We start from the raw sequence: 12,582 nt of genomic DNA on the forward strand, positions 1-12,582 counted from the left end.
TTTTGAGCAGGTCGGACCTATAAAACGTCCTGAATGAAGAAACCTGCCAGATACCACAATAGATGCGGTCGATTCTGGGAGTTTCAAGCGTCAAGACATTGATGCAGATCAGACAAGCTTAGCGGGCGAGCCAGATCAGGGAGGCGAACCGACCGGTGCGAGGGGCACGGCGATAGGAAAAGAATCGTGGGTCGGTCACGGTGCAGAAACCGCCACCGTAGACAGCGGTGACGCCGCGAGCTGCCAGACGCAGACGTGCAAGCAGATAGATGTCGGCCATGAACTTGCCGGGGTTTTGGCTCGGCACAAAGGCTTCAGCCGCTTGCGGCAACTGGTGCACGAAGGTTTCACGCACTTCCGGGCCGACTTCAAAGGCTTGTGGGCCGATGGCTGGACCGAGCCAGACCAATACTTCTGCTGGTGGCACCGCCAGACTGTCGAGGGTGGCTTCCAGCACGCCCGCCGCCAACCCGCGCCAACCGGCATGGGCCGCCGCTACACGAGTGCCGGCGCGGTCGCAAAACAGCGCAGGCAGGCAATCGGCCGTCATCGCCGCGCAGGCGATCCCCGGTGTTGATGTCCAGCTGGCATCAGCCGTATCCACCCGACCCGGATCAGCATGGGCCACGACAATGCCGTGGACCTGCTGCAACCAGGCCGGTTGAACGGAGAAATGCTCGGTCAGACGACGGCGATTCTCGGCGACGGCTTCAGGGCTGTCGTCGACATGATCGCCGAGGTTGAGGCTGTCGAACGGCGCCAGACTGACGCCGCCCGCACGGGTGGTGACACAGGCTTTGACCCCGGCCGGCGTGGGCCAGTCAGGAATCAGCCAGTCACTCATCCGATGAACGCCTCGCGGTCTTGCTTGAGCAGGGTCAACAGCCAGACGAAGTCTTCCGGCAACGGCGACTCCCAGCTCATGCGCTTACCGGTGGTCGGATGATCCAGCTCCAGGAAACGCGCATGCAGCGCCTGACGCGGGAAGTTTTTCAACGACTCGACCATGGTCGGGTTGGCTGCCGGCGGGATACGGAAACGACCGCCGTAGGCAGGATCTCCGACCAACGGGTAGTTGATGTGCGCCATGTGTACGCGAATCTGGTGCGTACGGCCGGTTTCCAGCTTCACCCGCACATGAGTGTGGGAGCGGAAGCGCTCGAGCACGCGGTAATGGCTGACGGCTTGCTTGCCACCTTCCATTACGGCCATGCGCTGGCGTTGCTGGCCGTGACGACCGATCGGCGCGTTGATCTTGCCGCCCGCTGTCACCACACCGATCACGATGCATTCATAGATGCGGCTGACGCTGCGGCTCTGCAACTGTGTAACCAGCTGCGTCTGCGCTTGAATGGTCTTGGCCACCACCATCAGACCGGTGGTGTCCTTGTCCAGACGGTGCACGATACCGGCGCGGGGCACGTTGACGATGTCCGGCACGTGGTGCAGCAAGGCATTGAGCAAGGTGCCGTCGGCATGACCGGCAGCCGGGTGCACCACCAGGCCCGCAGGCTTGTTGATCACCAGGATGTCGTCGTCTTCATAGACGATGTCCAGGGCAATGTCTTGAGCGACCCACTCGCCCTGAGCTTCCTGCTCGGCAGTCAACTCAAGGATGGCGCCACCATGGACGATGTCTCGCGGGCGGATAACCGCCCCATCCACAGTCAGGCGGCCGTCTTTGATCCAGGCGGAAAGGCGCGAGCGCGAGTGCTCAGCGAATAATTGTGCGGCGACTTGATCGAGGCGTTGGCCGCCCAATTCGGACGGCACCTCTGCGCGAAGTTCAATTTTATCGGACATGCTCAGACTAGGCGTCGGCACAGCTTTTGGTTTCGGCTGCGCGCTTGTGGTTAAATACGGCGTCTTTTGCCCCGAGGCTATTCAACGGGGCGCTCATCATAACAGGACGGCCACGCCCAAGACAGCGGCCGTCATAGGGACGCAAGCCGCCATGCAAGTGAAACACCTGCTGCTGATCGCCATCCTCGCATTGACCGCTGCTTGCTCATCGAAGGAAGTCGTAGACGAAAACCTGAGTGAAGTCGAGTTGTACCAACAGGCTCAAAACGACCTGGACAACAACAACTACTCCAGCGCCACCACCAAGCTGAAGGCTCTGGAATCGCGTTATCCGTTCGGTCGCTATGCCGACCAGGCGCAACTTGAGCTCATCTACGCCAACTACAAGAACACCGAGCCAGAGGCAGCCAAGTCTGCCGCAGAGCGCTTCATTCGCTTGCACCCACAGCATCCGAACGTGGATTACGCGTACTACCTCAAGGGCCTGACATCTTTCGATCAGGACGTTGGCCTGCTGTCGCGCTTCCTGCCGCTGGACATGACCAAGCGTGACCCAGGTGCCGCGCGTGACTCGTACAACGAGTTCGCCCAACTGACCAGCCGCTTTCCCAACAGCCGTTACTCGCCTGACGCCAAGCAGCGCATGATTTACCTGCGCAATCTGCTGGCGGCCTACGAAATTCACGTTGCCAACTACTACTTGACTCGCCAGGCCTACGTTGCCGCTGCGAATCGTGGCCGTTATGTCGTGGAAAACTTTCAGGAAACCCCTTCTGTCGGTGACGGCCTGGCGGTGATGACCGAGGCTTACCAGCGCCTGCATCTGGATGAGCTGGCGACCACCAGCCTGGAAACCCTGAAACTCAACTACCCGAACCATCCAAGTCTGGTAGACGGCCAGTTCGTACCGTCGATGGCGGAAGCCGACAACCGTTCGTGGCTGAGCAAGGCAACCCTGGGTCTCATCGAGTCGCGTCCACCACTGCCACCGGGTGAAACCCGTGCCAACCAGGATGTGCAGAAGCAGTTCCAGGAAGCCAAGGACGCGATTCCTAACGAGCTCAAGCCAAAAGACGCAGAAGGCGATGTGATAGAGGAAGAAAATCACGAAGCTGAAGGCAACAACGACGACCGTTCGTGGTTCAGCTACATGACCTTCGGTGTGTTCGACTGACACCTCGGGTGTACAAAAAGGGAGACTTTCGAGTCTCCCTTTTTTATGTCAGCGTTTTATTAGGCTGTGCGCCTGTCAGGTCCTTGGCTAAACTGGCGGTTCATCCGCCATAAAGCAGCTCACCATGCTTCGTCTATTGTTCTGGATTGCCCTGATTGCCGCTGCAGTATGGTTCTGGCGCAAGTTCAAGGGTCAGTCCTCTGCCCCCAAATCTCCTGGCGAGCGAGAAGCCGCGCCCATGGTCCGTTGCGCCCATTGCGGCGTCCACCTGCCCCGCGACCGCGCTTTGAACCTGGAACAACAATGGTATTGCAGCCAGGCTCATCTCGAGCAAGGCCCAGGCTCCAGTGACCGCTGAGAGAATCAGTCCCGGCGGCAAACAGGCCCGCCGCCTGCTGCGCCTCTATCATCTCTACCGCTTGACCATCGGCATTACCCTGGTGCTGGTCTCCAGTAACATTGATACCCCGCTGCTGACATCTGCCAACGATGCTTTATTGCGCCGTGGCAGTTGGCTGTATCTGGTCCTGAATATTTTGCTGGTGGCGCTTCCTGGAAACACGCGCCGGCACGGGCAATTGTTCAGTCTGGCGCTGGTCGACGTCCTGTTGCTGAGCGGCCTGTTCTACGCCGCCGGTGGTGTGGCCAGCGCCATCGGCAATCTTCTGGTCGTATCGGTGGCCATCAGCAATACCCTGTTGCGAAGGCGCATCGGCCTATTGATTGCAGCTGTCGGTGCGCTTGGTATCGTCGGCTTCAGCTTTCTCCTGAGCCTCACCCATGCGGCCAGCGCCAATGATTACCTGCAAGCGGGCACGCTCGGCACCCTGTGCTTTGTAGCAGCACTGTTGGTGCAAGGCCTGACCCGGCGCGTCGAAGTCAGCGAAAGCCTGGCCGAACAGCGGGCCAGCGAAGTGGCTGGCCTCGAAACCCTCAACGCCCTGATCCTGCAACGCATGCGCACCGGCATTCTCGTGCTTGATGAACAGCGATACGTGCAACTGGCCAATCACAGCGCCCTGACCTTGCTCGGTTGTGCCCTCATCCAAAGCCGCCGAATCGACGACTGCGCTCCTGCCTTGGTCGAGCGTTTGCAACGCTGGCTCGACAATCCGGTTCGCCGCCCCCAGAGCCTTAAGATCGAAAGTAACGGCCTGGAATTGCAACCTAGCTTCATTGCACTGGACCAGAGCCCACAACACCAGACACTGGTCTTTCTCGAAGACCTTGCCCACATCGCGCAACAGGCTCAGCAACTGAAACTCGCAGGGTTGGGTCGCCTGACCGCGAGCATCTCCCATGAAATCCGCAATCCGCTGGGTGCCATCAGTCATGCTGCACAACTGTTACGTGAATCAGAGGAACTGAACGCTGCCGATCGACGTCTGACGCAGATTATTCAAGATCACTCCCAACGCATGAATCGAGTCATCGAAAACGTCCTGCAACTGTCTCGCCGCGAAAAAACTGTGCCGCAACGGCTCGACTTGAAGCCATGGCTGGAACAATTCGTGGCCGATGCCCGCGAAGAAATAGCCCAAAACCAGAAGATTCACTTGAACATCGGTGCCGGCAATTTCAAAACCCTGATGGACCCGAATCAGTTGAACCAGATTCTCGGTAATTTGTTAAACAATGCGTGGCGCCATAACACCCGTGACCAGGAAAACGCGAAAGTCTGGCTTGATCTGTTCATCGACCGCGACACCCAACTGCCAACCCTCGATATCCTCGACAACGGCCCCGGCGTAGCGCCGGAGCTTCAAACGCATCTGTTCGAACCTTTCTTCACTTCCAGCCCACAAGGCACAGGCCTGGGGCTTTATCTGTCCCGTGAGCTGTGCGAAAGCAATCAGGCCGGCCTGGACTTCAAGGCACGCCAAGAGGGCGGCTGCTTTCGCATCATCTTTGCTCACGAACGGAAACAAATTTGAATACCGGCACACGGAAAAAAGTATTGGTCGTCGACGACGAGCCGGACATTCGCGAACTCCTGGAAATTACTCTGGGACGAATGAAACTCGATACGTTCAGCGCCCGCAATGTCGCCGAGGCTCTGGCTCTGCTGAAGCGCGAAACCTTCGATTTGTGCCTGACCGACATGCGCTTGCCGGACGGTACCGGCCTTGAGCTCGTGCAGCACATCCAACAATTTTATCCACAGGTGCCGGTGGCAATGATCACTGCCTATGGCAGCCTGGACACCGCGATCAGCGCACTCAAGGCCGGGGCCTTCGACTTCCTGACCAAACCGGTGGACCTCACACGCCTGCGTGAACTGGTCACCAGTGCCCTGCTGCTTCCCCTTGCCGGCGTCGCCATTGACCGACGCCTGCTCGGTAATTCGTTGCCCATGCGCACTCTGCGCAAGCACATCACTAAACTGGCCCGTAGTCAGGCACCGGTTTACATCAGCGGTGAATCCGGTAGCGGCAAAGAATTAGTCGCGCGCCTGATCCATGACCAAGGCCCCCGCGGCGGCCAACCGTTCGTCCCGATCAATTGCGGAGCGATCCCGTCGGAGCTGATGGAAAGCGAGTTTTTTGGCCATCGCAAAGGCAGCTTCAGCGGCGCCATGGAAGATAAACCCGGCCTGTTCCAGGCGGCCCAGGGCGGCACTCTTTTCCTTGACGAAGTGGCTGATTTGCCGCTGGCGATGCAGGTGAAACTGTTACGTGCCATTCAGGAAAAAGCCGTGCGCAGTGTCGGTGGGCAGCAGGAAACGGTAGTTGACGTGCGCATCCTTTGCGCTACGCACAAGGACTTGAATGCGGAAGTTGCTGCCGAGCGCTTTCGACAGGATCTGTATTACCGCTTGAACGTCATAGAGCTGCCAGTCCCCCCTTTGCGCGAACGACGCGATGACATCGAAGCACTGTCCAGCCACATGCTGAAACGCCTCGCCGCCAACACCGGTCAAGCGGAGGTAAAACTCCATCCGCAAGCCCTCGACGTGCTCAAAAGCTACCGTTTCCCCGGCAATGTCCGGGAACTGGAAAACATGCTCGAGCGAGCGCATACGCTATGCGAAAACAAGCAGATCGAAGCCGGCGACCTGCGCCTGGCCGAAGGCAATTGCGCTGTTGGAGATGGCCTGCCAGACCTGACTCAGATCCACAATCTGGAAGCCTACCTGGAAAACGTCGAACGCCAGTTACTGCTTCAGGCATTGGAGCAAACCCGCTGGAACCGCACGGCGGCGGCTCAGCGGCTGAACCTTTCATTCAGGTCGATGCGTTACCGACTGAAGAAACTGGGGCTGGATTAAGCATTAAAGATCACAGCCTTCGACAGCTCCTACATGGAAAACACATTCCTATGCAGGAGCTGCCCAAGGCTGCGATCTTTTGACTTTACTTCAGATCCGACCGCTCGGCGCATACGGCGCAGGATCGATAATCGGCACCCGGCCCAGCATCACATCAGCAAACAACTGGCACGAGGCTGGCGCCAGCACCAACCCGTTACGGTAGTGCCCACAGTTGAGCCACAGCCCGTCAAATCCCGGCACGCGACCGATGTAGGGAATGCCCTCAGGTGAACCTGGGCGTAGACCAGCCCAATGCCCAACCACTTCGGCGTCGGCCAGTGCCAGAATCAATTCCACCGCCGACGCTTTCAGACTTTCCAGTGCCGGCCCGGTGGGCGTCTTGTCATAGCCTTCATGCTCCAGCGTGCTGCCAATCAGGATATGTCCATCGCGCCGGGGAATTGCATAACGTCCCTTGGCCAGGACCATGCTCGGCAAGAAGTCAGCCGCGCACTTGTAGAGAATCATCTGCCCTTTTACCGGTTCGACAGGCAATTGCAGACCCAGGTTCTTGAGCAAATCACCGCTCCAGGCACCCGCAGTCAGGACCACTTGATCCCCATGGATCGCCCCCATGGCAGTTTGCACGCCAAGCACTTTATCGCCGTCACGAACAAAACCGCTGACTTCACACTGCTCATGAATTGTCACGTTTGGCAGCGCCTGCAATGCAGCCTTCAGCGACTTCACAAGGCGTGGATTACGCACATTGGCCACGTCGGCCATGTAGATCGCCCGGGAAAAACCACCACCCAACACCGGCACCGCGTCGTGAGCCGCCGAGATATCCACAGCACTCAAAGGACGATTTTCCCGGACAGCCCATGCCAGCGCTTCAGCCTCGTCATCCAGATCCAGCCAGTACAGCCCGGTGGTATGCACTTCAGGATCGACGCCCGTCGCTGCAAACAATTGCGCGCCCAGCTGTGGATAAAAATCCTGCGACCAATGAGCCAGCGCTGTGACTGCCGGACTGTAGCGCCACGGGTAAAGCGGCGAAACGATCCCGCCGCCGGCCCATGAAGATTCCTGGCCGACGCTCGAACGATCCAGCAGCACAATATTCTGTCCTTCGGATGCCAGATTGAAGGCCGTCAGCAAACCAATCACCCCGCCGCCGACAATCACCACTTGCTGTTGCCTGGTCATGTTCTGATCCAACCATTCATTAGACAGAGGGCAAAAAAAAGCGCCCGAAAAAGGAACTCAACGACCCCAGCAATCCTTGCTGGTCAGGCCGGAGGCGGCGTTGACCATGCTGCGCACCCCGGTGTTGGTGATCGTGAAATCACCACACTTGTCTGTGGCCATGCTGGTGTCAGCCTTGCGCACTGCCGTCAGCAGGAAGGTCTGGTCAGTCAGGGTAGCTGTGATCGTGTAGTAGTCATTACCGCCGCTCAGACCGGCAGCACCGGTGTAGGCATTTTTCTGCGAATAGAAGCGCTCAAGGATCTGCGCCTGTTCAGATAGCAGCCCGGCCACTTCGGCACGTCGGCCTTTCTGCAGATATTCGGTAAAGCTCGGTGCTGCAATGGTCATGACAATACCGATGATCGCGATCACGATCATGATTTCGATCAGGGTAAATCCACGGTTGAATCTCTGCATACCTCAACGCTCACTTACTGTATTTGTCGCCACATGATGCGACGGCTGACGCCGCCGGATTTTTCCACCCCTAGGGTGTTGTCGCCACTGGAATCACTGCCGATCCCGGTCGCGTCATTGTCGATGGCAGTCGCGTCTTCTCCGACAAAGATCACGCCGCTGGAAATCGCATCGGGATTATCGATCACGCCATCGTCGTTGCTGTCGAGCATCTTACCGCTGAACGCCTCGGGCAGGTTCAGGCAGATTGGCCGCAACCCTACGCTGACATGATAAAAACCGTACCAATTACCCGCAGCCAAACACCGCTCCCGATTCAGGGCTGGCGTGTTCGGCAGCGTAAACGACCAGGCGGGAACTGTAAGACACACCCCCAAAACAACACCGCACACTCGCGGCCAAAGCCCGGCACGCAGTTCAGTACTTCGCATAGATGCTCTCCACCACGCTGCGAGAATGTCCGGTGATACCTACTGCTGTTACCCGATATAGAGTCGCTGGCGTGTTGATCGGCACATTCACGGCATCCCGGACAGGTCCTAAATTTTGCACACCATAAAAGCCATTGCCGGATGCAATCCAGGTCACCCCCGACGTGGAGTTGAACCCTGCAGCGGTAATGGTCGACGACTCGGTCGGCGGCGTGCATTGGCGAGTACTGCTGCAAACATGCAGTGAATAGTTTTTTTGCTGCACTGCGCTTTCGCCAACCCTGAGCACCGCTTCAGCACCCTGAAAAGATTGATTACGCAATGCCACACTACCGGCCATTTTTTCCTGCAGCGTAGCGCTCTGCATTGACGAAATGCCGATCAGCGTCAGCAACAGCAAAAACACCAGACTAATCAGCAGCGCCATGCCGCGCTCGGATTGGCAACTCATTGACACTCCCTCACAACAAGCGATTGCGCAAGGCGGCAACCACATGGAAGGTTTGATCACGGACCCTGTTGCCGGGGTCATGAAGCGTCAGCGTCAAACGAACGCTGCGGATTCGCGCCGGGTCCGACGGGTTGCTGCTGTAACTGGAAACGCCAATGTCAGTGGCGGACCTGGCGAGACCGAAGCTCACATCGAACGCACCGACATTATCTACCAGCACTTGTTGCGGGCCCTCTCCACTCCCCATCGTCAACTCGTTATTGCTGACGCCGTAAATCACCCGTCGAATCGGAAATGCCAACTGCCCGGGCGCCGCAGTCTGCGCATCGCTATACGCCGTTGCGCTGTTGCGACAATCGGAAATCACTGTCCAGGTGGGTGCGCCTCCATTACTGCCGACATCTGCCGTCACCAGGGTCAACTTGCGGGCGGCGTTATCCCAACGGACCGGTGTCATCTGGTTTGCCTTGAAGTCCTTTTTTTTACTTGAGTCGGTAATCGTCCCCAGGCAGCCGAACATGCCGACCATGCGGATTTCCTGAATCATTTTGCTCAGCACGAAACGCGCATCTTCTTGCAGGGTGGCCGAGACGTTCTGGCTGACAAAGGTATTTTTGGAAGCGATGAACACCTGTACCACGCCAAGCACCACAACCAGGCTCAGTGCCAGGGCGATCAGCAACTCGATCAGGCCAAAACCTTTACTGGTGTGGCTCATCGTGTTGATTGCGGATCGACGGTTGCACGACTGGTCAGCACAAAGCTGCGTCGCGAATCAGCCCTGCTGGCCGCTCGCGAGTCATCCCATTCCAGGGTGATCGTGTATACGCGCTGATTGACGGAGATGTTGCCAGTGGCGGTAGGACCGCCAAAATCGAGGATGTTGCTGGTGAAGTCGTAAAGATCCTGATCCCGGGCATTATTCAGGTTGCCCGAGCCGGTGGGCGTAACGGTGTAATCGGCATTAGCGTTAGCGCGAATGCGGTCCATCATGTCATAGGCGATAAAACTCGCCTGGCTGCTCATTCGCGAACTGTCCGTGTACTTCAGCGCATTGAGCTGTAACGCCGCAGCCCCCAACAACCCCACGCCGAGAATCAACAACGCCACCAGGACCTCGATCAGCGTCATGCCCTCCTGTATAAACTTGCTCCCTGCTCTCATCCGCAACTTCCACCCAAAAGAATTCGTCCGTTCAAACACACATTTAGCATCCTGCTCTGGCCCCCCAGCACATGGCTGATCACCACCGTTGTGGGCGGCGATGACAACCCGCCGAGATTGTTGAAATCGATGGCAGTGACATCTGAGGTTAGCGTCAGGATTGCACCACTGCTCATCGCCGGAATAACCCGCAATACATTGGCTGATTTGCCAGTACCGTCATAAACCGCCAGTTCCCCGGTCCATTTGTTGTCGTCTGCTGTCGGGCGAAGCCGCGTGGTGATGCCACGTTCGATAGCTTCGAGTCGGGCCATATTCAAACCGCGTTGCAGGTCACTGATTTCCGTATCAGCCTTGGCCGATTGCACCGAACGGGTAAATGCCGGCATGGCCAAGGTCATCAGCACCAGCAAGATCGCAATCGCGACCAGTAACTCGATCAGCGTGAAACCTTTTGTAGGATGATCCATCGCAGCCTTTTGTTTCCTTCGGCTATACCTGCTCTTACGCCGCACAACGTTCGAGCGCTGTGGTGCGATTGCGTTACGATTTCTCGCGCAAGGATTGCGCGAACCACATCACGCCACGGAGGGAGACGTCATGCGGCAACAGGGCTTCAGCCTGATCGAACTGCTCATGGGACTGGCAATTGCAGGAATTGTTCTGCATTTGGTCAGTCCGGCGTTCGCAACGCTGATCGAGTCGAACCAAAGAGAGCAAGCGGCCCAGGCTCTTTACAGTGGTATTCGCACCGCCCGGAGCGAAGCCATCGTCCGCAACCAGGCCGTGGTGATTCACGGCATCAATGGCGACTGGAGCCAAGGCTGGCGGATCATTCTGGATATCAGCGGCAAGGGAGAGATGGACAACGACAATCCACTGCTGGCCGAACGCCAGAGCGGTGCACGCGTATCGATTGTGGGGAACAGCACGGTCGAAAGCTCGATACGGTTCAGAGGTCAGGGCGAGACACTGTTTGGGGGGACATTACACATTTGTGCAGCTCGCAAACCGGTAAGCCAGCATCAAGTGGTGCTGGCACGGACCGGTCGTGTAAGCCTGCGCAATGCAAAACCTGAACAGGCGTTATGCGAAAAAAGGAAAAAACTCAGGGCAAGGAGCGAACACGCAGTTCTTTAGGCATAGAGAACGTGATGTTCTCCTCGCGACCAGCCAGCTCGTCGGCACCGGTAGCGCCCCAGGCCTGCAACTGCTGGATCACGCCACGCACCAGCACTTCCGGAGCAGAAGCGCCCGCGGTGATACCAATACGCTCTACACCGTCGAACCAACTCTTTTGCAGGTCTTCGGCGCCGTCGATCAGATAGGCAGGCGTGGACATGCGCTCTGCCAATTCGCGTAGGCGATTGGAGTTGGAGCTGTTCGGACTGCCGACCACCAACACCACATCACATTCATCGGCCAGTTGCTTGACCGCGTCCTGACGGTTTTGCGTGGCGTAGCAAATGTCATCCTTGCGCGGTCCGCCGATAGCAGGGAAGCGCGTACGCAGTGCGTCGATAACGCGACTTGTATCGTCCATCGACAGCGTGGTCTGGGTCACGAAGGCGAGTTTTTCCGGGTTGTTCACCTGCAACGCGGCGACATCTTTCTCGTCTTCGACCAGATAAATTGCGCCGCCATTGCTGGCGTCGTACTGACCCATGGTGCCTTCGACTTCCGGGTGACCGGCGTGGCCGATGAGAATGCACTCGCGGCCGTCACGGCTGTAGCGCGCCACTTCGATGTGGACTTTGGTCACCAGCGGGCAGGTAGCGTCGAATACTTTCAGCCCACGGCCAGCCGCTTCGGTACGCACAGCCTGGGAAACACCATGGGCGCTGAAGATCACGATGACATCGTCCGGCACCTGATCCAGCTCTTCGACAAAGATCGCACCACGGGAGCGTAGGTCTTCGACGACAAACTTGTTATGGACCACTTCGTGGCGCACATAGATCGGTGGCCCGAAGACTTCCAGGGCGCGGTTGACGATTTCGATCGCCCGGTCCACACCGGCGCAGAAGCCACGGGGATTGGCGAGTTTGATTTGCATGCTGTGCCTCGTGTCTTGCGCGCAAGAATTCAGATCGTTACAACTCACCGTAGGAGCTGGCTTGCCAGCGATGAGGCCATTGGATTCACCGCAAGGCTTCAAGGCCACTTCGCCGGCAAGCCGGCTCCTACAGAAAGACGTTTACAGCGCTTTGACGGAAATGATTTCCACGTCAAAGGTCAGCGTCTTGCCAGCCAGCGGGTGGTTGAAGTCGATGGTCACTTGCGCGTCATCGAACTCTTTGACCACACCCGGCAATTCAGTATTGGCCGCATCGTTGAAGATCACCAGCAAACCTGGCGACAGCTCCATGTCCTGGAACTGCGAACGCGGGATGATCTGTACGTTTTGCGGGTTCGGCTGGCCGAAAGCGTTTTCCGGCTCGATGTTCAGCGTGCGCTTGTCACCGGCCTTGAAACCGAACAATGCCACTTCGAAACCTGGCAACAGGTTGCCGTCACCGACCTTGAAGGTCGCCGGGGCTTTGTCGAAGGTGCTGTCCACCGTGTCGCCGTTCTCCAGGCGCAATGCGAAATGCAAGGTGACTTCCGTGTTCTGGCCGATGCGTTGCTCAGCCAATACCTG

General features: G+C 57.9%; 16 protein-coding genes. 5 read left to right on the forward strand and 11 right to left on the reverse strand.

The features are described from left to right. Positions 1-118: 118 nt before the first annotated feature. Positions 119-844: a peptidoglycan editing factor PgeF gene (gene pgeF / locus AD668_RS23000; RefSeq protein WP_053162505.1), complete on the reverse strand. Its 726-nt coding sequence runs from the start codon at positions 842-844 to the stop codon at positions 119-121. After that, positions 841-1,803 (reverse strand): 23S rRNA pseudouridine(1911/1915/1917) synthase RluD, encoded by a 963-nt coding sequence (gene rluD, locus AD668_RS23005; RefSeq protein WP_053162507.1) that lies wholly within the window; start codon positions 1,801-1,803, stop codon positions 841-843. Before rluD ends, pgeF begins: the two co-directional genes overlap by 4 nt. A 151-nt stretch (positions 1,804-1,954) precedes the next feature. On the opposite strand from rluD, the gene AD668_RS23010 reads away from it, so the two are divergent. From AD668_RS23010 to AD668_RS23025, 4 genes are all read left to right on the forward strand, one after another. Further along, positions 1,955-2,977, forward strand: coding sequence for an outer membrane protein assembly factor BamD (locus AD668_RS23010; RefSeq protein WP_053162508.1), 1,023 nt, complete (start codon positions 1,955-1,957; stop codon positions 2,975-2,977). A gap of 124 nt (positions 2,978-3,101) precedes the next feature. Beyond that, positions 3,102-3,335 carry a PP0621 family protein gene (locus AD668_RS29145; protein WP_082344551.1) on the forward strand — a complete coding sequence of 78 codons (234 nt, stop codon included), beginning with the start codon at positions 3,102-3,104 and terminating at the stop codon, positions 3,333-3,335. Continuing rightward, entirely contained in the window at positions 3,325-4,911 is a 1,587-nt protein-coding gene (locus AD668_RS23020) for a PAS domain-containing sensor histidine kinase (protein WP_053162512.1), read from the forward strand. Before AD668_RS29145 ends, AD668_RS23020 begins: the two co-directional genes overlap by 11 nt. Continuing rightward, positions 4,908-6,245 (forward strand): sigma-54 dependent transcriptional regulator, encoded by a 1,338-nt coding sequence (locus tag AD668_RS23025; protein ID WP_053162514.1) that lies wholly within the window; start codon positions 4,908-4,910, stop codon positions 6,243-6,245. Before AD668_RS23020 ends, AD668_RS23025 begins: the two co-directional genes overlap by 4 nt. 90 nt (positions 6,246-6,335) lie before the next feature. Here the strand turns inward: AD668_RS23025 and thiO are convergent, their stop codons facing one another. The 7 genes from thiO to AD668_RS23060 all read right to left on the reverse strand — a co-directional run bounded on the left by thiO (position 6,336) and on the right by AD668_RS23060 (position 10,411). Beyond that, on the reverse strand, positions 6,336-7,436 hold the full coding sequence (gene thiO, locus AD668_RS23030; protein ID WP_053162516.1) for a glycine oxidase ThiO: 1,101 nt from the start codon (positions 7,434-7,436) through the stop codon (positions 6,336-6,338). Positions 7,437-7,493: 57 nt separating this feature from the next. Then, positions 7,494-7,895, reverse strand: a complete 402-nt coding sequence (locus tag AD668_RS23035; RefSeq protein ID WP_053162518.1) for a type IV pilin protein — start codon at positions 7,893-7,895, stop codon at positions 7,494-7,496. A 14-nt stretch (positions 7,896-7,909) separates the two neighbouring features. Beyond that, positions 7,910-8,197, reverse strand: coding sequence for a hypothetical protein (locus tag AD668_RS23040; RefSeq protein WP_256220755.1), 288 nt, complete (start codon positions 8,195-8,197; stop codon positions 7,910-7,912). A gap of 115 nt (positions 8,198-8,312) precedes the next feature. Beyond that, positions 8,313-8,777 carry a PilX N-terminal domain-containing pilus assembly protein gene (locus AD668_RS23045; RefSeq protein WP_053162522.1) on the reverse strand — a complete coding sequence of 155 codons (465 nt, stop codon included), beginning with the start codon at positions 8,775-8,777 and terminating at the stop codon, positions 8,313-8,315. 10 nt (positions 8,778-8,787) lie between these two features. Beyond that, entirely contained in the window at positions 8,788-9,495 is a 708-nt protein-coding gene (locus AD668_RS23050) for a prepilin-type N-terminal cleavage/methylation domain-containing protein (protein WP_053162524.1), read from the reverse strand. Continuing rightward, entirely contained in the window at positions 9,492-9,941 is a 450-nt protein-coding gene (gene pilV / locus AD668_RS23055; protein ID WP_053162526.1) for a type IV pilus modification protein PilV, read from the reverse strand. The genes AD668_RS23050 and pilV overlap by 4 nt, the downstream gene beginning before the upstream one ends. Continuing rightward, complete coding sequence (locus AD668_RS23060; protein WP_053162528.1) at positions 9,938-10,411, reverse strand: GspH/FimT family pseudopilin; 474 nt, start codon at positions 10,409-10,411, stop codon at positions 9,938-9,940. The genes pilV and AD668_RS23060 overlap by 4 nt, the downstream gene beginning before the upstream one ends. 130 nt (positions 10,412-10,541) lie before the next feature. Here AD668_RS23060 and AD668_RS23065 point away from each other — a divergent pair, with 130 nt between their 5' ends. Beyond that, positions 10,542-11,081 carry a GspH/FimT family pseudopilin gene (locus AD668_RS23065; RefSeq protein ID WP_053162529.1) on the forward strand — a complete coding sequence of 180 codons (540 nt, stop codon included), beginning with the start codon at positions 10,542-10,544 and terminating at the stop codon, positions 11,079-11,081. Here AD668_RS23065 and ispH read toward each other — a convergent pair. Continuing rightward, entirely contained in the window at positions 11,050-11,997 is a 948-nt protein-coding gene (ispH, locus tag AD668_RS23070; RefSeq protein ID WP_053162531.1) for a 4-hydroxy-3-methylbut-2-enyl diphosphate reductase, read from the reverse strand. The genes AD668_RS23065 and ispH overlap by 32 nt on opposite strands. 141 nt (positions 11,998-12,138) lie before the next feature. Further along, positions 12,139-12,576: an FKBP-type peptidyl-prolyl cis-trans isomerase gene (gene fkpB / locus AD668_RS23075; protein ID WP_172681862.1), complete on the reverse strand. Its 438-nt coding sequence runs from the start codon at positions 12,574-12,576 to the stop codon at positions 12,139-12,141. Positions 12,577-12,582 lie beyond the last annotated feature (6 nt).

The sequence above is a fragment of the Pseudomonas sp. P1.8 genome, assembly GCF_001269805.1.
Taxonomy (GTDB): domain Bacteria; phylum Pseudomonadota; class Gammaproteobacteria; order Pseudomonadales; family Pseudomonadaceae; genus Aquipseudomonas.